Raw genomic sequence first — 20,678 nt, forward strand, 5'->3', positions numbered from 1 at the left:
TATATATCATCCTTATCTCTTTTAAATTGGCTCAATCAAAATTCGGGATTTTCAGAACAGCCCCTGTATTCGCCGATGTTACCATTTGTGCATAACGTCCAAGCCAGCCAGTTTTCACTTTCGGTTCTGGTCGTTTCCATTCTTTTTTACGCTTTTCTAATTCCTCATCACTCACCCTTACTTCTAGCAAGCGTTCTTCAACATCAATACATACAATATCCCCTTGTTCAAGAAGTGCAATCATCCCGCCCGCTGCTGCTTCTGGTGAAATATGTCCTACTGAAATTCCACGTGAAGCTCCAGAAAAACGTCCATCCGTTAATAATGCAACCTCAGCACCTAATCCCATTCCAGCAATTGCTGATGTTGGTGCTAACATTTCTGGCATACCAGGGCCACCTCTTGGTCCTTCATAACGAATGACAACTACATCTCCTTTTTTCACTTTCCCAAGCATAATGCCAGCAAGTGCCTCATCTTGTGAATTAAAAATAACACAAGGTCCTTCAAAACGCTTTACCTCTGTTGCACCGCTTTTAATAACTGCTCCATCTTTCGCAAGGTTGCCTTTTAATATACGCAATCCTCCTTCCTCACTATGAGGGTTTTCGAGAGAGTGAATAACTTCCTTATCTTTAATCTCTGCCTCAGCAATATTTTCTCTTAATGTTTGCCCAGTAGCAGTTATTCGATCAAGATGAAGTACTCCTTCTTTCCGGCTCATCTCTTTCAAAATTGCACTAATCCCGCCCGCACGATCAATATCTTCCATATGCCAATTTGAGGCTGGACTTACTTTACATAAATGGGGTACACGTCTTGAAACTGCATCAATACGATTCATATCATAATCTAGTCCTGCCTCTTGTGCGAGTGCTAGCGTATGTAATACTGTATTCGTTGATCCACCCATCGCCATATCAAGTGCAAAAGCATCGTCAATTGCTTCTTCTGTTACAATATCACGCGGCTTAATATCTCTTTCAATTAAAATTTTCAATTTCTCTGCTGCTTGTTTAATTAACTCTTCGCGTCTTGGATCAATTGCTAAAATACTCCCGTTACCAGGAAGAGCTAAACCTAACACTTCACATAAACAATTCATAGAGTTCGCGGTAAACATACCCGAACAAGAGCCACAAGATGGACAGCCATGATCTTCAATATCTTTTAATTCTTCTTCTGAAATTTTCCCAGATTGATAAGCTCCTACCCCTTCAAAAACAGAGCTTAAATCAACAACTTCTCCTTTTGACGTTTTTCCAGCCGCCATCGGGCCGCCTGAAACAAACACAGTCGGAATATTAATACGTAGTGCAGCCATCATCATACCTGGTGTAATTTTGTCACAGTTTGGGATACAAATCATGCCGTCAAACCAGTGTGCATTTACAACCGTTTCTACTGAATCTGCAATAATTTCACGACTCGGAAGAGAATAACGCATACCGATATGTCCCATCGCAATACCATCGTCAACTCCAATTGTATTGAATTCGAATGGTACCATACCTGCCGCGCGAACTGCCTCTTTTACAAGTTTCCCAAACTCGTTCAAGTGTTTATGCCCTGGAATAATTTCAATAAAAGAATTACAAATCGCTATGAAAGGTTTATCAAAATCTTCATCTTTCAAACCAGTTGCTTTTAATAAACTACGGTGCGGTGCTTTATCAAAACCTTTTTTAATCATGTCACTTCTCATCTTGTCAAATCCCCTCTTACATATTTTTCATTTATACTCTCTTACTCTATTTCTTTACTAATTCTTTCGGTACATGAATCCAGCTCATCATTTCACGAAGCTCTGCTCCCACTTTTTCTAATTGATGATTTTGTTCTGCTTTTTTCATTGCGTTATACGTCGGACGCCCTGCTTGATTTTCTAAAATCCATTTCTTCGCAAATTCACCTTGCTGAATTTCTGTCAGAACACGCTTCATTTCTTTCTTCGTTTCATCTGTAACAATTCTCGATCCTGTTACATAATCTCCAAATTCTGCCGTATCTGAAATAGAATGGCGCATAGTCGTTAATCCACCTTCGTACATTAAGTCAACAATTAGCTTTAATTCATGCAAACATTCAAAGTATGCAATTTCAGGGCGATATCCACCTTCCGTTAACGTTTCAAACCCGGCCTTCACAAGTGCAGTTACCCCGCCGCAAAGTACAGCTTGCTCACCGAATAAATCCGTTTCGGTTTCTTCTTGGAATGTCGTTTCAATTACACCCGCCCGTGTACAACCTACACCTTTTGCATACGCTAATGCTACATGTATCGCTGTTCCCGTCGCATCTTGATGCACTGCGACTAATGCCGGAACACCATTTCCTTCTTGATATACACGGCGAACGAGATGACCTGGACTTTTTGGCGCAACCATTGCTACATCTACGTAACTTGGCGGATTAATTTGGCCGAAGTGAATGTTAAATCCATGTGAGAAAAGTAACATTTGTCCTTCACGGAGATTCTCTTCTACTTCTGATTTATATACATGTGCTTGCTGTTCATCTGGCAATAACATTTGTACAACTTGTGCGGTTCGAACCGCTTCTGAAACAGACATTACTTCAAACCCATCCGCTTTCGCTACTTCATACGACTTACCAGGACGAACACCAACTACTACTTCTACACCAGAATCACGTAAATTTTGTGCTTGCGCATGCCCTTGTGATCCATAACCAACTACTGCAACAGTTTTCCCTTGTAATAACTCTACATTTGCATCTTTTTCATAATATGTTTTCATATTCCATACACTCCTTATAATTTATTTACTTGCAGAACATCAATTAATTTTTTCAACTGACTAACAAGTAATGTCGCTTCATTTTCAGTACAAACTGCTGTGAGTTTCATTTCAGAAACACCACTAGTATCTCTTTCGTTTAAATGTAAAGAAGAAATATAATAACCACGCCGAGCAAAAATCCCACTTATACGTAATAAGACACTTGGCTCGTTATGAATAACGAGTGAAAAAGTATGACTCATTCTTCCCACCTCTTCATAATCATTTCGTTATTTCCTTTGTTTGGCGGAACCATCGGAAATACGTTTTCACCTTCTTCTACACAAAAATCAACTACGACAGGACCTTCGTGAGCAAATGCTTCTAAAATCACTTGTTTCGCCTCGGTTGAATTTGTTGCTCTTAATCCCTTTACTCCATAAGCTTCTGCTACTTTCACAAAATCTGGTGATCCAATTTTTGACTCTGATAAACGATTTTCATAAAACATTTCTTGCCATTGCCTTACCATCCCTAAAAATTTGTTATTTATGATAAATACTTTTACAGGGATATTATTTTCAGCAATTGTTTGTAGTTCTTGAATGTTCATTTGAAAAGAAGCATCACCTGCAATACAAATAACAAGTTCTTCTTTTTTAGCTAGCTGAGCACCGATTGCTGCTGGAAAACCAAACCCCATCGTTCCTAATCCTCCAGAAGTAAGGAACGTCCGAGGTTTTCTTGCTTTATAGAAGTGAGCAGCCCACATTTGATGCTGACCTACTTCTGTTGTGACAATCGCTTCACCATTCGTTAATTCACTTACTAAGTTGATCACATGCTGTGGTTTTAACTCAGATTCTTTTTGCTTATAAGAAAGTGGATATTCTTCTTTCCATGTCTTTACTTTCTGAAGCCATTCGTCTGTTTGTGTATAAATAGACATATGTAACAGCATCTGTAACGCTTTTTTTACATCACCAACAATCGGATGTTCTACAGTTACATTTTTATGAAACTCAGAAGAATCAATATCAATATGTACTTTTTTCGAGTGCGGAGAAAAAAGTTCTAATTTTCCTGTTACACGATCATCGAAGCGAACACCTAATGCAAGTAGTAAATCACATTCTGTTACCGCCATATTAGCAGCGTATGTCCCATGCATACCAAGCATCCCTAGAAACAATGGATCATCCGGTGGATATGCACCAAGTCCCATTAAAGTTGAAACGACTGGAATACGGTTCTCCCTTGCGAATTCGAAGAGTTCATCGGATCCACCTGAATGAATGACACCTCCTCCAATATAAAGAAGTGGACGCTTAGATTTTGAAATTGCTTTAGCCACCTCTCTAAGTTTCATGCTGTCTGGTACAAGTTCTGGTTTGTACCCCGGAATATCAACTTCTTCATTAAAGAAACTGGTGACTTTTGCATTTTGAACATCTTTTGGAATATCAATTAATACTGGTCCCGGGCGCCCGCTTTTGGCGATATAAAAAGCTTCTTGCACAATTCGTGATACATGATTCACATCACGAACCTGGTAATTATGCTTCGTAACAGGTACTGTAATTCCGACAACATCCGCTTCTTGAAATCCATCTTTACCAATTAAAGGCGTTGCAACTTGCCCGGTAATGACAACTAAAGGAATCGAATCCATATAAGCGTCTGCTAAACCCGTAACTAAATTTGTCGCCCCTGGGCCAGAGGTAGCAAAGACTACCCCGACCTTTCCAGAAGCTCTCGCATATCCTTCAGCCGCATGAATGGCAGCTTGTTCATGACGAGTTAAAACATGTTTCAAACCACTTTCGTATAAAGCATCGTATATTGGCAAGATTGCTCCGCCCGGATAGCCGAAAACGGTTGTTACACCTAATCTCTTTAAACATTGAATCACATGCCCAGCGCCTGTCATTTCTTCATACTGTAATTTCTCATACGCTGTATACTGCTGCTTCATTTCCATTAACTCCTCTCCTTATTTACGCTAAGCTTTCCGTCAGCCCGGGAACACGTACTCCTCTTTCTCTCGTTAATTTTTTAAATTCTTCGGTCAATTGTTTCGTTACACTTCCTGGTTTCCCATCTCCAATTTCTCTGGAATCAACTTTTACAACTGGAATTAACTCCGCTGCTGTTCCTGTTAAAAATACTTCATCCGCTACATATACATCATGGCGAGTGAACGGTCTTTCCTCACACGGAATACTCAGTCGCTCACATAGCTCGATAACACTATTTCTCGTAATACCTTCTAATGCTCCTAAATAGGATGGCGGGGTTAATACTTTTCCATCTTTCACAACGAAAACATTATCACCAGAACCTTCACAAACATATCCTTGTTGATTTAACATAAGAGCCTCTAACACTCCTGCTTGTGCTGCTTCGATTTTTACAAGTACGTTATTTAAATAATTCATTGACTTAATACGTGGATCTAACGCATCTGGCGTATTACGTCTTGATGCAACCGATACAACGCTTAGCCCATTATCATAAAATTCTTGTGGGAATAACTTTAATTGTTCTGCAATGATAATTACGCTCGGCTTCACACAACTTCTCGGATCGAGCCCTAAGTCACCTTTTCCTCTTGAGACAATTAAGCGAATGTAAGCATCAGTATATTCGTTTTTTTGGAGTGTATGTAAAACTGCTTCTTCCATTTCTTCTACCGGCATTGGAATTGTTAGTAAAATAGATTTCGCTGATTCATACAATCGTTTCACATGTTCTTTTAAACAAAATACATTTCCTCCGTAACTACGAATCCCTTCAAATACACCGTCTCCGTATAAAAAACCGTGATCATATACTGAAACAACTGCCTTTTCTTTTTCTACAAATTCCCCATTCATGTAAATGTACTGGTTTCCCATCTCACATCGCTCCTCTTTTTTTCTCTATTTTTTGCAATCTATTTCTACATCGATTGCTGAGATGAGTATTTTTAACAGAATATTCAGTATATAAACCTTAAAAATATACTCGTCTCAACAATCGATTACTTACATACTTGTAGCAATCCATTGCTGAGACGAGGGAATCGTGGTACCACTCAGCTTCCTTATACTTCTCACGAAATATAAGCTCTGCAAGTCCAATTAGACTTTTGTTTTTCTATCGGGAACAACCCCGCTACTTTTTACTAGTTTTCAAAAGTAGTGCTCCAAGGTGATTTTCAATGAGTGAATTGTTACCACCCTCACAGCCTCGGGGCAGCTCTCTGAAACAATCTTTATCATTTACTCTCCTCTTCTACGCATTCTCTTCTTCTATTTTTAAAAATAAAAACTCTCGCCTCAGCAATCAACTACTACAATTTAGTAGCTTTGATTGCTGAGGCGAGAGTTTCGCGTTACCACTCAGCTTCCTTATACTTCTCACGAAATATAAGCTTTGTAGGTCCAATCAGACCTCCGTCCTTTTACCGGAGACGATGCCGCCGCCCTCTACTCAGTTTCCCTTTCGCAAGCGATGCTCCGAGGTGATCTTCAATGATTCGATTGTTACTACCCTCACAGCCTTGGAGTAGCTCTCTGAAACGATCATAATCATCTACTTTCCTCTTCTTTGCATATACAACATATAAAGTTAGAAAATTCTTAATTAACTTTTATTTGTTACACGTATTATAGGACGTTGTTCTTTTCCTTGTCAACATGTTTTTTCAAAAAAATCAAAATTCATTCTATTTATTTTTTCTCAAATCAAAATTGGAATGCATTACTTACATACACTCATATATTACTTAAGTATGTTTGCATTACTACATAAAGAAAAACTTATAAAGTTTATGAGGAGATGAGGAAACTATGTTAAAAGGGAAAGTAGCGTTAGTTACAGGAGCAAGCCGAGGAATTGGACGAGCAATCGCTAAACGTTTAGCAAATGACGGTGCATTGGTTGCTGTTCATTACGGTAATCGAAAAGATGGCGCTGAAGAAACTGTTCATGAAATTCAATCAAATGGTGGCCAAGCTTTTTCTATCGGCGCAAATTTAGAATCCTTACACGGTGTAGAAAACCTTTATAAAGCTTTAGATACTGAATTACAAAAGCGCACTGGTGAAACACGACTTGATATTTTAATAAACAATGCTGGCATCGGTCCTGGTGCTTTTATTGAAGAAACGACTGAACAATTTTTTGATAGAACGTTTTCAGTAAATGCAAAAGCACCATTCTTTATCATTCAACAAGCACTGCCACGTTTACGTGACAATAGCCGAATTATTAATATTTCATCCGCTGCCACCCGCATTTCTTTACCTGATTTTGTTGCATATAGTATGACGAAAGGCGCTATTAATACAATGACTTTTACGCTAGCAAAACAGCTTGGAGCACGAGGAATAACGGTGAATGCAATACTTCCAGGATTTATTAAAACAGATATGAATGCAGAACTCTTGAGCGACCCGATGATGAAGCAGTACGCTACTACTATTTCCGCTTTCAATCGCTTAGGTGAAGTAGAAGACATTGCCGATACTGCTGCATTCCTTGCTTCTCCAGACAGCCGCTGGGTTACTGGACAATTAATTGATGTGAGCGGAGGATCTTGTTTATAAAAAACATATATTTTCAAATCTTTTTTATTGCGCAATAAAACAATTTATATAATACTATATAAAACATATACATTTAGGAGGATTACAGCAATGTCCGAAAAAACATACGAACTCGCAACCTTCGCAGGCGGTTGCTTTTGGTGCATGGTAAAACCATTTGATGAACTTCCTGGTATTCATAAAGTACTTTCTGGCTATGCAGGAGGTCATGTAGAAAACCCAACATATGAACAAGTAAAAGCTGGAACATCTGGACATTTAGAAGTTGTTCAAATTACATTCGATCCTTCTATTTTTCCTTATCAGAAATTACTAGACTTATATTGGCCACAAATCGATCCAACTGATGATGGCGGACAATTTTTTGACCGTGGTCCATCTTATCGTACCGCTATTTTTTATCATAACGAAACACAAAAAGGGCTTGCTGAAAAATCAAAACAAGCTCTTGCAGAAAGCGGTATGTTTAAAGATCCAATCGTGACTGAAATTCGTCCTGCTGCACCTTTTTACGAAGCAGAGGAATACCACCAACATTTCTATAAAAAGAATCCAGAGAAATATGCTACTGAGCAAAAGGAATCTGGTCGTGAAGACTTTATAAAAGAAAATTGGCAAAAAAAATAATAAAAACGCATCGTGCTTTTTGAGTACGATGCGTTTTTATTTTTGATAAAAGTACCATACAATTAATAGAACAATTGCTGTTAGTGACCAAAGTACTATCTCGTTTTTCACTCTATTCTTTTTCTTAGTCATTTCATTCCCTCCTAATAACTATTAAACATATTCAATTTTTTCTTTGTTTAATTGTCCATCTTATATATGTGAATACATCCTTACAAATTCTAATAGCAAGACCACCAATAATTCCGATTGAAATGGAAATTACTAGCATCTGTCCAAAACTAAAAGAATTTGTGTACATTATGTAGAGAACGATACATATAAGTAAAACATCCGGTAAAGAAAGTAAAAACCTTTTAAGCATTCCTTTATCTCCTCTATACTTTTTAATTTATATCTTCTACTGTAATTTTGAAATAAAATTTGTTCAAAAATTCCATTTATACCCTCATTTTATGAAAAATAATAAGAATCCCTTTTCAAAAGAGATTCTTATTCAGCAGATTTAAGTTTAATTATTTTCTACATATCCTATTCCATAATTACTCCTAAAATAGAATAATATTACTAATGATTTATTGTAAATTGACTATTTGCCAGGCAACCGAATGTCGCGCCAGCTACCTACATTGCATTGGCCAAATTCATTATTACCTACCGCTATCACCGTGCCGTCTGATTTTAGTCCGACTGTATGTGCACAACCAGCCGCTATCGCTACAATATCTCTCCAATCACTTACGTTACATTGACCATACTCATTCCAACCCACTGCCACCACGGTACCGTTTGATTTAAGTCCGATTGTATGATTCGTACCAGCCGCTATTGCTACAATATCTCGCCAGCCACTTACATCACACTGGTTATGTTTATCATTCCCCACTGCTGTCACCGTACCGTCTCGTTTAAGACCAACAGTATGAAGATACCCAGCCTTGACCGCTACAATACCTCGCCAGCTACTTACATTGCATTGACCATATCGATTATTCCCCACAGTCGTCAATGTGCCGTCCAATTTAAGACCGACTGTATGCCAGTCACCCGCTGTGACTGCCACAATACCTTGCCAACTGCTTACATTGCATTCTCCTTCTTTATTTCGGCCCACCGCTACTACCGTGCCATCCGATTTCAGGCCAATAGTACGACGCCACCCTGCCGCAACCGCTACAATATTATGCCAATCGTTTACATCACATTGTTCATGCTTATTCCAACCCACTGCTACCGCAGTACTGTCACATGTAAGACCGATTGTATGAGCATTACCCGTGTTCGTTGCCATATGAACATTGCCCACTGCGACTGCTTCAATATCTCGCCAGCCACTTACATTACATTCCCCTTCTTTATTCCGGCCCACCGCTACTACCGTGCCATCCGATTTCAGGCCAACTGTATGACAACGCCCCGCCGCTATCATATCTTTGGGCCATCGCTTCACTTTTTCTTTCGATAAAAGGTAATCCATGTTTTACCTCCTTGCATATAAGCAACTGTATCATAATAGATATTTTTATCAAATTTCATTATAAATCTACATTTACAAAGAAAGCTTATTTTACTTCTTCAAAAAATAAAAACCTCCAGTTTAAATACTAGAGGTTTTCTCGTTATTTCTTCAAGCGTTCAATAAAATCGTTCAATTTATCTAGCGATTTCATATTCTGATTGCAAGCTACACCATCTTTGCAAATGTAGTTTCCCTTTTTAACGAAAGTTCCTGGTACATCGCCTTTAATTTCAACTAAAAACATTCCTACTTCTTCATGTCCATGACATAACGAACAAATGCTTTTTTTATTTAAACTTTGGAACGTTCCTTGCAGACCAACAAATTTATTTTTATCATTTTTCGCTATAATAAATTTCCTGCTTGACCCCTTATCGATCCAGCTTAAATAAGATATTTCTTTCATATCCATTTCTTCCATATCAGGAAGTTTTAACTTTTTCGCTTTAGGAAATAATTTTTTTAATGTTTGTGCTGTAACTTCTTGAAACGGAATTACATACGGATTTATTTTCATTAAAAATGATTCTGCATCTTCTCTATTTTGAACTGTTAATACCGTATCAATTAACTCTTTCTGTTCATCCGTTAAATTCTCAAATACATGTATTATCTTTTCAATCGCAAGCGATTTTAACGCTTGAATTACACCTCTATCATTTGCCGTTGCATGCCCGTTTGCTAAAATATAAGCTTGTGATTTTATAAAATTATATTGATCACTTCTAATAAACGCTTCCATCTTTATCACTCCATACAAATTGTTGATCTAGTTTTATTGTATACAATGATTACGTTTTTTGATATGTAAAAGATAACTTAGAAACAAACATTACATATATCACTTATTCTCTACCGCTGCATTTCCTGACAAAAGAAGCCATCATCTGTTTTCCATTCCGCATATAATACGTCTTCAAATTTAGTAATTCCTTTTTGCTTTATTTGTTTATAAAGCCATCCTTCATCAAATCCCGCTTCCCTCAAATTATCCTTAACTACTTTTCCATCACTAATTAATGAAATTGGTAAGTATACAGGCTTATGTTTTAAACTTAAATCATTTATAGTAGGAGATTCGTATTTACTTTTTTTCAGAACGCTTATGTTTCCGTTCGGTTCCAATATCATATATTCAACTTCTCGGATTGAAAATATATCTTTTTGTTGCCTAAGCATTTGTTGTAATTGGTTTATATCCAAATGATTTACGCTTAATTGTTCACGATCAATCTTTCCGTTACGAATAATAATTGAAGGATACCCTTCAAAAAACCTTCTTGTTCCTCTTACTTTTTGTGTTATCACTTCTATAGTATAAATTAAAATTACCCAAACAAATACTGAATATAAAATAGACCATACTTTAATTTTAGGATCATATATTGAATTTCCAACGAGCTCACCTAGGACGATTGCAGAAATAAAATCAAATGGCGTTAGCTGAGATATTTGTGTTTTCCCTAATATTTTTGTAGCAATTAATAGAACAAAAAAACCAACTAAAAGCTCTATCGTTATTTGTCCAATATGATTCATATATGTTCACCTTTCTACTTTTCAAGTGCTCTGTATACCATTTAATAAAAAAACGGCACATTTTTTCTATTATCATGCCCGTTCACACCTCATATATCCAATACACATAAAACAAAAAGAGTCTGATTCAAAGTAATATATGAATCAGACTCTTTTCCTCTTATTTAGAATACACAATCTTTTTAATCGTTTCCCCAGAAAGAAAATATTCTTCTGCAAGTTGATGAATAGCAATCCCACTTTTAAACGCTTCTTTAATTGCTTTATTTCTTTCATCTAGTTGTTTTCTTCCGCCAGATCGTGTACCCCATTTATAATGTTTCGTTTCTTGTTTCGGAATGTAAATTGTTTCACCTTGTATATACTTTTGAATTTCAGTAATTAAACTCTCTGGTAAAACAGCATTAGCTTTTACGTATTTCATTTCTGCTCGCCCCTTATTTTTTATGGTCCATTTCAATAAGGTGCAAAGCCAAATATAAAAAATGATACGAGCTCATATAGGCGATTGTATATTACTTGTCTACCTCACGCAAAGTATCGCCATTTCCATACTTGGCTTTGCATGAGACGTTGCAGTGTCTGGCAATTGAATTATAATCGCCATATAAACACCTCCTAATATACCTTTTGCATTTTATTATATGATAAATTCCTTCTCCTTGCATCCACACCCTTCTTAAAGCACGAAATTACTTAGTTTGATATAATACTTTTTAACTGAATTAAAAATCATTGTGAGGTTACATTATGAAGAAAAAAATTATCATTACAATCGTTACACTATTCTTTATTATCACGGCATTATTCGGAACATACAAATTGATGAACGCAAGAAGCTTTCAATTATTTGGAGATTTAACACAACGCGTAGAAACAAATGAAAAAGTGATTGCTTTAACTTTTGATGATGGCCCTACTAACAATGTAAAACAAATATTACCGCTACTAGATAAATACAACGCTAAAGCTACTTTCTTTTTAATTGGAAATGAATTAGAGCAAAATTTATCGTTAGGAGAAGCTATCGCGCAATCTGGGCACCAACTTGGAAACCATACATATTCTCATAATAGAATGGTTTTCAAAACACCTTCTTTTATTAAAGATGAAATAGAAAAAACGAATTCATTAATCCGCCAAACAGGATTTACAGACGAAATTAATTTTAGGCCCCCTAACGGAAAAAAATTAATTGGACTACCCTATTATTTAAATAAAAATAATATCGAAACGATTATATGGGATCTTGAGCCCGATACTTTTTATAAATCTGCAGCTGATAAAATTGAATATGTTAATAAAAATGTAAAACCAGGTTCTATCATTTTACTGCATTCTATGTATGATGAGTCTAATGAAAATTTTAAAACGATTGAAGGTATTTTAGATTCTTTATCTAAGAAGGGCTATCAGTTCGTAACAGTAAATGAATTGCAAAAAAGAGCAAAATAAAAAGGTAGCGTATCTATGTATGATACGCTACCTTTCTTTTTATATAATGCCAAGTACATTTAAGAATACGATAATAATCGCAATTGGTGCGATATAACGAAGTAAGAATAACCATAATACGAATAGTTTATAACCTTTATTTTTACTTACACCTAGCTCTTTCATTAATACATCTTTCTTCATTTTTAAAGGAACAAAGATAGAAACTAATAATACACCAAGTGGCATTAAAACGTTACTTACTGCATAGTCCGCTAAATCAAAGACTGTCTTTCCGAAAATCTTCAGATCACTTAATATACCGAATGATAATGCTGATGGTACCCCAACAACGAAGATTAATAACCCTACGATTAAGGCCATTTTTTCACGTTTCCCTTTACCTTTTGATGTTAACGATGCAACACTAATTTCTAACATCGAAATTGCTGATGTAATCGTAGCGAAGAAGAATAGTAATAAGAAAACAATGAAGAATAATTTTCCGAACGCCATTTTACTGAAAATAGCTGGCAACACGATAAATAATAGTCCCGGCCCTTGAGATGGTTCCATTCCAAATGCGAACACAACTGGGAAAATTGCAAGTCCTGCAAGTAATGTAATAACAAGAGTTAAGGCTACGATAGAAAATGCTGAACGTGGTAAGCTTTCTTCTTTCGGTAAGTATGAGCTATACGTTACCATAACGGCTACCCCGACAGATAATGAGAAGAACGATTGCCCCATTGCGTATAATATAACTTCTGATGTTACATGTGAGAAATCAGGTTGTAAGAAGAAACGAACGCCTTCTCCAGCACCATCTAATGTAAGTGCACGAACGATTAATACAAAGAATAAAACGAATAATGCTGGCATGAAATATTTATTTACTTTTTCAACACCATTTTGTACACCTTTACTTACGATGAAAATAGTAATAAGGATGAATAATAGCTGTGATCCAACTGCTAAATATGGATTGGAAATGATTTCACCAAACGTAGCTTCGTATGCTCCATTTCCTTCCCATAGTCTACCTGTAATTGCATTCCATAAATATAATAAAATCCAGCCTCCTACAACACTGTAGAAAGAAAGTAATATGAAACATGTTACAATTCCTAATTTACCTAACCAAGGCCATAACGTTTTAGGAGCAATCTCTCTATATGCATCGACAGCCTCTTTTTGTGTACTTCTTCCAATAACAAATTCAGCTAATAATAGCGGTAAACCAATTAATAATGTGAAACCGATGAAAATTAGGAAGAACGCTCCGCCTCCTCCAATGCCGGCCATATATGGGAATTTCCAAATCGCCCCAAGACCAATTGCCGAACCTGCTGCAGCTAATACGAAACCTAATTTCGATGTCCATTGCTGTGAATTCATTTGTTAATCTCCTCTCTATCTCTTTTTCTTTGTTACAATTCGGTATTTATATTGTTCTATCAATACTCTTTTCTAATACGTTCACTTCCTCCCTAATAAAAAAACGTCCCTACGTAAATACGTAGGGACGACAAAAATATCGCGGTACCACCCTAGTTGTGAAGAACACTAAGAAACCACCTAAATAAAAACGCCCCTACGCAAAAACGTAGGGACGATAAAATATCGCGGTACCACCCTAGTTATGAAGACACACCAAAGTTAGGACCTAAATAAAAAACGTCCCTACGTAAATACGTAGGGACGATAAATATCGCGGTACCACCCTAGTTGTGAAAAAATCTTCACCACTTTATTTGATAACGGTATAAACTACCGTCTTTCATTTCCTCATAATGCGAGATTTATGAAAGATGCTCCAGGACGAACTTCATGAATAATCTATATACTGATTCACACCAACCATCAGCTCTCTGAAATAGGGAGATATTCACTACTATACCCTTTCATTGCCCAAATATTATTTTCCGAATTGATTACTATCATTTTTATCACACATTAAAAATAGTGTCAACTTATATTTTGAATTTTTATGTATTACAATCTATTTAAAAATTCGAAATATAAGTTTTAGTTTAGAAAACAAGTAGCTTAGTACATAACGAATTCTAACAGGCAATAGAAAAAGAATTACGTATTATTGATACTTATTCAATAATACAAATCATCTAGAAACATAACCTGTCTCTCTGTATTCATTTTTTAAGAGTTTGATGGATACCAAGAAAATTTCGCATCACTATCCAGTGGTCTATTTTTCGTTTCTTCTTTAATTACACGAAACCATTCATTTAGAATTTGAGTTTTGGGCAATTGAGCAGCAAGGCTATCTTCCCAAATTATATGTGAGAACCAGGCTTTCGTTTCCCATTCAAACTGCAATTGTGCGAACGAAATTATAGGGTGATCAGCTCCACGAAATTGCTCATTTACTGCATTTGAAACTTCTGGAGCTTGCGGTAACAACTCGTTCTGAATTCTATTTCTTATCGTCTCATTTTCTAGCTGATCCCAGAAATACAATTGCCCATTTATTTGATAAAAAATATCAAATGAAGCCTCACCTTTCTTCAAATTCAATAACACGAAGGCACGTTCCACATCATTGTCAGCCGCTTTTACAGCATTAACAATTATATTTTGTGCCATTGATACCCAGTAACTAGTCGCTTCCTCTACCGGTGATTCAACATACAATTCTTCACTTAATTCATGAAGAGTAGCTTCTTGCTCATTTACTTTTTCAACTTTTTTAAAAAACCTATTAAAAAAACCCATAACTTCCCCCTTATTACTATTTTCTATTTCACAAAATAAAAAATAGATTTTTCTTGCTCATCCACATTTACTCCTGGCGCGTATGTATGAACTTGTTGCAACACTTCTTCTATTAGCAACTCTAACTCCTGCACACTTTTTTCTGGATTCCCTATTAATGTGTCCGCCATACGTTCATATAATTTTTCAGGTTTAATAGTCATTCGTTCCACATTATTAGGCATCCATTTAAACGCTGGATGATGTACGTACATTTTATTCAAACCAAATAAAACACCGAATACGTTCCTTTGTACTTCGCAAATAATGTCATAAAGCATAAGCCAATCTTTCCGTTTTAAAAGCGCCTTTCGATTGTGCCAACGATTACTTAACCATAGATTTTCTGAAATCATCCGTTTTGCTAGTTCATCTGGATATGCCGCTACTTTTTCTTTTAATTCATTCACTTTCCCTTCTCCATACAAACTAACACCATCATGAATGGATGATACAACACATTGTTTTTCATAACTTATATCATATTGATCCACCACATCCGAAATCACTTTCTCTACTGTCTCTGTTAAAAAGTTACTAATCTCTAATTTAATTCCCTCTTTCGTTAAATACGTTTCCGACCATTCTTCTTCCTCATACGGATGATACGATAATATTTTCCCATCAATATGATAAATAGGGGCCCTACGATCCTCATCTTCCGGCGGTGTTGACCATAAAATATGTAATTCTATATCTGAATGTTCATCTTCAAGCTTTCTAGCTACTGAACCCGCTAAAATAATAGCTTCTACTTTCGGATTTTTCCTATAAATCTCTGACATCTCTATCGCTTTCTCTTTTAATCCCATTTCATTTCCCCCTAAAATTGCAGTAATCCCCTATATTTCATTTATCTATTTCGATATTACAGCTTGCATTACCTTTTCAAATTCCTACTTAATCATATTTCTATCCAATAGCGCTGAATAACTTCACCAGTACGAGAAGAAACTACTTCATTTTCTAACACACCTCCAACCTTTTGAATCGTTTTAGCAGAACCGATATTGGATTTATCGCAAGTTATTAATACTTTCTGCAATCCTAATTTTTGCGCTTCAGCTAATGCAAGTTGTAGTTGTTTCGTAGCGTAACCGTGGCGACGTTTATTCGGATGGACACTATATCCAATATGACCGCTTTCCCGTAATAATTCTGGATTTAATCTATGTCTAATATTCACAAAACCTATAAGTTTCCCTTTTTCAAAACTTAAAAACTGACTAGATGGCACTCGATTAGCTAGTAAATTTTCTCCTAGTTCTTGTTTACTCACTTTTTCAAACCATTCATCAAGAGAATCAAAGTTTTGTAAAGAACTACTTCCATGTGGTTGTTCCCCTGAGTGTAAAAACGCTTGTCTATACGCCGTAATATGCTCACTATATTCATGGATTGGTTTTAATAGTTTCATTGTTCTTCTCCCCCTCTTCATTCCATAAAACAAACACCTTAATAGCAGCTATTCACTATTAAGGTGTTTCTATCCTTTTTATTCAAATAACCCCATGCTCAAATAACGTTCACCTGTATCAGGCGCAATACATAAAACTTTTTTACCAACGCCTAGGCGTTTCGCTATCATGATTGCAGCGTAAACAGATGCTCCAGAAGATGGCCCAACTAATAATCCTTCTTGTCTAGCTAAGTTTCTCATTGTCGTTAAAGCCTCTTCATCTGCAATTTGAATAATTTCGTTATACACTTCTGTATTTAAGTTTTTCGGAATAAATCCTGGGCTTGTTCCTACTAGTTTATGAGGACCTGGTACACCACCGGATAAAACGGGAGATCCTTTCGGTTCCACTACTGCAATATATAAGTTTGGCAATTTCTCTTTTAACGTTTCACCAGTCCCTGTAATCGTTCCGCCTGTTCCTGCCGTTGCAACAAAAGCATCAAGCTCTCCATCCATTTGTTCGTAAATTTCAAGTGCAGTTGTATAACGGTGAATATTCGGATTAGCTGGATTTTCAAATTGTTGCGGGATAAAACTATTCAGTATTTGTTTTTGCAGTTCTAACGCCTTCGCAATTGCTCCTGGCATTCTTTGTTCTGCTGGTGTTAAAACTACTTCTGCTCCGTATGCTTTCAATAAATTAATACGCTCTTTTGACATATTATCTGGCATAATTAAAATCGCTTTATACCCTTTAGCTGCTGCATTCATCGCTAAACCAATCCCTGTATTCCCGCTTGTCGGTTCAATAATTGTATCTCCTGGTTTGATGAGACCATTTTCTTCTGCAACGTGAAGTAAATTATAAGCAGCACGGTCTTTCACACTGCGCGATGGATTAAACATTTCTAGTTTCACATACACATCTGCTGCGTCTTCCGGAATAAATTTAGATAATCGGACGACAGGTGTATCTCCTATTAATTCCGTAACGTTTTCACACAATTTCATAGCGCATCCCCTATTCTATCGTTTTCTTATCACTTGGCAGTAACCATGAAGTGAGTCCAATTAATGGTAGACAACTACATAATAGCATAATAAATTGCAGGCTATATATATCTGCTAATTTCCCAAGAACTACAGCACCTAATGCTCCAAGTCCAAACGCAAGACCTACGATTAATCCTGACACCATTCCCACTTTTCCAGGTACAAGCTCTTGTGCATATACAACAATTACACTAAAACTACTTGAACTAATAAAACCGATACATAAAAATAACGGTACGACCCACACAAGTGAGACATGTGGTAATAACAGTGCAAGTGGCGCTGAACCTAACATTGAAAATACGATGATATTTTTCTTACCAAATCGATCTGCTAACGGTCCTCCGAAGAAAGTTCCTAACACACCAGCAATCATAAATGCGAATACGAAATACTGGGCATTTTTTATAGATAAACCGTAATGCTCTATTAAGTAAAATTGATAGAAATTCCCGATACCAGCACCGTACCAAGAGCGTACAAAAGTAAGAAAAACAAGAAGTATAATAACGAATTTAATGTGTGTACTTACAATTGCATTTTCCGCCTCAAGTGCAGCCCTCTTCTTCCTTCTTACAGCACCGGTTGCTAATTCATTTTTGTACCAATTCGATACGAAAATTAATAATACAATTCCTACTGCTGCAAATGCTGTAAAACCTAATGAACCAATTTGACCGAGTGGAACGAAAATTAGTGCTGTAAAAATAGGAGCTAAAGAATTCCCCGTGTTTCCCCCAACTTGATAAATTGCTTGCGCTAACCCTCGTTTTGCACCTGCCGCCATATACGCAACACGAGCGCCTTCTGGATGAAAGACCGCGGAACCTAAACCAATAAATAAAACAGAAATAATAACAATAATAAAGTTTGGTGCAAACGCGAGTCCAATCATTCCAAGCATACTTGAAAACATGCCGAGTGGTAATAAAAATGGTGACGGCTTCTTATCTGAATACATACCAAACACCGGTTGCATAATCGATGACGTCATATTTAATGCAAACGCAATCCACCCTACTTGCATATAGGATAAATTCATCGTTTTTTCCAAAATAGGAAACAACGCCGGCACAACTGCTTGCATCGAATCATTTAAAAAATGCCCAAAGCTAATCGCAAATAAAATTCGATATATTGTCGGTGTTTCTACAGTTTTTTTGTGTGAAACTGCCTGCATATGTGAATCTCCCCTTTCTGTACAAAATATATATTTATTACAGTAGGTGTAATAAATTCTGACTTTTGAAACATTTCTATTCTATACTGCTTTCATTTCTTTTTCCAGAAATATAACTTAACTCCCGTCATTGGCTTGCATCCTTGTAACTTTCAGCGGTAAAACAGTACAAAAAAAGACAACCCAATCACATACTGGGTTGCCTCTTACATTAAATTGCAAAATGCTTATACTTCTCGTAATCACTCGTCTTACATTCTATTTGTAATTTGGTACCTTCGTTTTCGTAACTCGTAGATAAAACGTGTGCATGATTATTGAAATACGAAACTACCTGTCCTTGATCATATGGAATTAACATTTCACACTTCGTATATTCTTTATAGATGTGTGAGCGAATCATTTCTACAAGTTCTTCAATTCCAACATGTTTTTTCGCTGATAAATAAACGCGATCTTCTTGCACTTTCGGAATTTCAACATCTACCATATCTGATTTATTATAAGCATAAATCGTTGGAATATTTTCTACTCCAATTTTCTTTAACGTTTCATTTGTAATATCAATTAATTGTTCATAATTTGGATTTGCGTAATCTACAACGTGAATAAGTAGGTCTGCTTCCGCTACTTCTTCTAATGTTGAACGGAACGCCTTCACAAGATGATGTGGTAATTTACTTACAAATCCAACTGTATCTGTTAATAAAAATGATTTATTATCTGGCAAATCAATATTTCGTACAGATGTTTCTAACGTCGCGAATAACATATCTTTTTCAAATACTTGTTTTTCTTCTGTACCATTATAAATTTCAAGCATTGCATTCATCGTCGTTGACTTTCCTGCATTCGTATAACCTACTAATGCTACAACAGGTATTTCATTTTTCTTACGCTGCTTTCGCTGCGTTTGACGCTGGGCAACGAGCGCTTCTAAATCTTTATTCAAAACTGAAATTTGTTCTTCAATTTTACGACGGTCTAACTCTAACTTCTTTTCACCGACACCTTTATTTTTCGTACCAACGCCGCCGCTCTGTCTCCCTAACGATTCACGAAGACCGATTAAACGAGGCATCATATACTGAAGGTGTGCTACTTCTACTTGTAGCTGTGCTTCTTTCGTTTTCGCACGTTGCGCAAAAATATCTAAAATTAAAATGGTACGATCAATTACCTTACAATCTAAATCCTCTTCTAAATTTCGAATTTGTGAAGGAGATAACTCATCATTAAAGATAACCATATTCGCATCTATTTCTTGTACATACGCTGCAACTTCTTCAATCTTTCCTTTTCCGATATAATGCGATGGATTTACTCGTTGTAAATTTTGCGTTACTTGCCCAATTACCTCTACATCACAAGCTTCCGCAAGATTTGTTAACTCTTCCATCGAATATGCAAAATCATCTTCATTACCTACATTTACTCCAACTAAAACTGCTCTTTGTAATACTTCTTCCATATATTTATTCCTCCATTTCGATTACGTAAAATAAAAAACACAGGTCGCTGCCTGTGTTTTCGTAAACGGATAAGGGTTCACCAAAGAAATAGAAGAAAGCTATGCTTTCATCCTATTTTATAGTCAAAAAGTCCCAAGATTGTATACGTATCCACAGTAAGTGTTCACTTATACAATCCCATTCTATTTATAAAGGCAAAACAAAAAGAGGGCGTATTCGTCCCTCCCTCTTTTTCACATATAAGTTTAATAAAGGGTTCCTTTAAAATAGGCAGACCAATCCCGTTCACTCTGTACACAGACAGAGCCTTTGAGCGCTATTCAATTATTGGCACAAAGTATTGA

At 36.3% G+C, this 20,678-nt stretch carries 20 protein-coding genes and 2 other annotated features; of the genes, 3 read left to right on the forward strand and 17 right to left on the reverse strand.

What is annotated here, in order from left to right; all coding sequences use genetic code 11:
- Positions 1 to 31 precede the first annotated feature (31 nt).
- The 5 genes from ilvD to ilvE are packed head-to-tail and all read right to left on the reverse strand — an operon-like array spanning position 32 to position 5,638.
- Entirely contained in the window at positions 32 to 1,705 is a 1,674-nt protein-coding gene (gene ilvD, locus CQ064_RS00395) for a dihydroxy-acid dehydratase (protein ID WP_001255815.1), read from the reverse strand.
- 46 nt (positions 1,706 to 1,751) lie between these two features.
- A complete protein-coding gene (gene ilvC, locus CQ064_RS00400; protein WP_000861146.1) occupies positions 1,752 to 2,759 on the reverse strand; it encodes a ketol-acid reductoisomerase in 1,008 nt (335 codons plus the stop codon).
- A 14-nt stretch (positions 2,760 to 2,773) separates the two neighbouring features.
- On the reverse strand, positions 2,774 to 3,004 hold the full coding sequence (locus tag CQ064_RS00405) for an ACT domain-containing protein (protein WP_000019916.1): 231 nt from the start codon (positions 3,002 to 3,004) through the stop codon (positions 2,774 to 2,776).
- The gene (gene ilvB / locus CQ064_RS00410; RefSeq protein ID WP_015055107.1) at positions 3,001 to 4,716 is read right to left on the reverse strand and encodes an acetolactate synthase large subunit; all 1,716 of its coding nucleotides are present in this window, start codon (positions 4,714 to 4,716) and stop codon (positions 3,001 to 3,003) included. The genes CQ064_RS00405 and ilvB overlap by 4 nt, the downstream gene beginning before the upstream one ends.
- A gap of 22 nt (positions 4,717 to 4,738) precedes the next feature.
- Positions 4,739 to 5,638: a branched-chain-amino-acid transaminase gene (gene ilvE, locus CQ064_RS00415; protein WP_000528145.1), complete on the reverse strand. Its 900-nt coding sequence runs from the start codon at positions 5,636 to 5,638 to the stop codon at positions 4,739 to 4,741.
- A gap of 151 nt (positions 5,639 to 5,789) precedes the next feature.
- Positions 5,790 to 6,029, reverse strand: a binding site (T-box leader).
- Between the two features lie 545 nt (positions 6,030 to 6,574).
- Between ilvE and CQ064_RS00420 the strand changes: the two genes are divergently transcribed.
- On the forward strand, positions 6,575 to 7,333 hold the full coding sequence (locus tag CQ064_RS00420; protein ID WP_000911817.1) for an SDR family oxidoreductase: 759 nt from the start codon (positions 6,575 to 6,577) through the stop codon (positions 7,331 to 7,333).
- Between the two features lie 90 nt (positions 7,334 to 7,423).
- Positions 7,424 to 7,960 carry a peptide-methionine (S)-S-oxide reductase MsrA gene (msrA, locus tag CQ064_RS00425; protein ID WP_001291883.1) on the forward strand — a complete coding sequence of 179 codons (537 nt, stop codon included), beginning with the start codon at positions 7,424 to 7,426 and terminating at the stop codon, positions 7,958 to 7,960.
- Positions 7,961 to 8,123: 163 nt separating this feature from the next.
- On the opposite strand, the gene CQ064_RS00435 is transcribed toward msrA, so the two are convergent.
- From CQ064_RS00435 to CQ064_RS00460, 5 genes are all read right to left on the reverse strand, one after another.
- On the reverse strand, positions 8,124 to 8,324 hold the full coding sequence (locus tag CQ064_RS00435) for a hypothetical protein (protein WP_000919315.1): 201 nt from the start codon (positions 8,322 to 8,324) through the stop codon (positions 8,124 to 8,126).
- Positions 8,325 to 8,549: 225 nt separating this feature from the next.
- A complete protein-coding gene (locus CQ064_RS00440) occupies positions 8,550 to 9,437 on the reverse strand; it encodes an RCC1 domain-containing protein (protein WP_000385093.1) in 888 nt (295 codons plus the stop codon).
- Positions 9,438 to 9,579: 142 nt separating this feature from the next.
- Complete coding sequence (locus tag CQ064_RS00445; protein WP_000387074.1) at positions 9,580 to 10,221, reverse strand: FusB/FusC family EF-G-binding protein; 642 nt, start codon at positions 10,219 to 10,221, stop codon at positions 9,580 to 9,582.
- 110 nt (positions 10,222 to 10,331) lie between these two features.
- Positions 10,332 to 11,018 (reverse strand): DUF421 domain-containing protein, encoded by a 687-nt coding sequence (locus tag CQ064_RS00455; RefSeq protein ID WP_001015543.1) that lies wholly within the window; start codon positions 11,016 to 11,018, stop codon positions 10,332 to 10,334.
- Positions 11,019 to 11,178: 160 nt separating this feature from the next.
- On the reverse strand, positions 11,179 to 11,442 hold the full coding sequence (locus tag CQ064_RS00460) for a CD3324 family protein (protein ID WP_000878325.1): 264 nt from the start codon (positions 11,440 to 11,442) through the stop codon (positions 11,179 to 11,181).
- Between the two features lie 326 nt (positions 11,443 to 11,768).
- Here CQ064_RS00460 and CQ064_RS00465 point away from each other — a divergent pair, with 326 nt between their 5' ends.
- Positions 11,769 to 12,473 (forward strand): polysaccharide deacetylase family protein, encoded by a 705-nt coding sequence (locus CQ064_RS00465; RefSeq protein ID WP_000726859.1) that lies wholly within the window; start codon positions 11,769 to 11,771, stop codon positions 12,471 to 12,473.
- Between the two features lie 39 nt (positions 12,474 to 12,512).
- Here CQ064_RS00465 and CQ064_RS00470 read toward each other — a convergent pair whose 3' ends face one another.
- The 7 genes from CQ064_RS00470 to hflX form a co-directional block, all read right to left on the reverse strand.
- The gene (locus CQ064_RS00470; protein ID WP_001088187.1) at positions 12,513 to 13,850 is read right to left on the reverse strand and encodes a sodium-dependent transporter; all 1,338 of its coding nucleotides are present in this window, start codon (positions 13,848 to 13,850) and stop codon (positions 12,513 to 12,515) included.
- Positions 13,851 to 14,146: 296 nt separating this feature from the next.
- Positions 14,147 to 14,369, reverse strand: a binding site (T-box leader).
- Positions 14,370 to 14,612: 243 nt separating this feature from the next.
- Positions 14,613 to 15,188, reverse strand: coding sequence for a hypothetical protein (locus CQ064_RS00475; RefSeq protein ID WP_000505545.1), 576 nt, complete (start codon positions 15,186 to 15,188; stop codon positions 14,613 to 14,615).
- A gap of 23 nt (positions 15,189 to 15,211) precedes the next feature.
- Positions 15,212 to 16,039: a DUF4037 domain-containing protein gene (locus CQ064_RS00480; protein WP_000523178.1), complete on the reverse strand. Its 828-nt coding sequence runs from the start codon at positions 16,037 to 16,039 to the stop codon at positions 15,212 to 15,214.
- A 92-nt stretch (positions 16,040 to 16,131) separates the two neighbouring features.
- Positions 16,132 to 16,644 carry a GNAT family N-acetyltransferase gene (locus tag CQ064_RS00485; RefSeq protein WP_000771274.1) on the reverse strand — a complete coding sequence of 171 codons (513 nt, stop codon included), beginning with the start codon at positions 16,642 to 16,644 and terminating at the stop codon, positions 16,132 to 16,134.
- Positions 16,645 to 16,722: 78 nt separating this feature from the next.
- Positions 16,723 to 17,640: a cysteine synthase A gene (gene cysK, locus CQ064_RS00490; protein WP_000762267.1), complete on the reverse strand. Its 918-nt coding sequence runs from the start codon at positions 17,638 to 17,640 to the stop codon at positions 16,723 to 16,725.
- A 10-nt stretch (positions 17,641 to 17,650) separates the two neighbouring features.
- On the reverse strand, positions 17,651 to 18,862 hold the full coding sequence (locus CQ064_RS00495; RefSeq protein ID WP_001149399.1) for an MFS transporter: 1,212 nt from the start codon (positions 18,860 to 18,862) through the stop codon (positions 17,651 to 17,653).
- Between the two features lie 211 nt (positions 18,863 to 19,073).
- Positions 19,074 to 20,333, reverse strand: coding sequence for a GTPase HflX (gene hflX / locus CQ064_RS00500; protein ID WP_000393283.1), 1,260 nt, complete (start codon positions 20,331 to 20,333; stop codon positions 19,074 to 19,076).
- Positions 20,334 to 20,678: the final 345 nt, after the last annotated feature.

This window comes from Bacillus sp. MYb78, from assembly GCF_002975115.1.
Taxonomy (GTDB): Bacteria; Bacillota; Bacilli; order Bacillales; family Bacillaceae_G; genus Bacillus_A; species Bacillus_A cereus.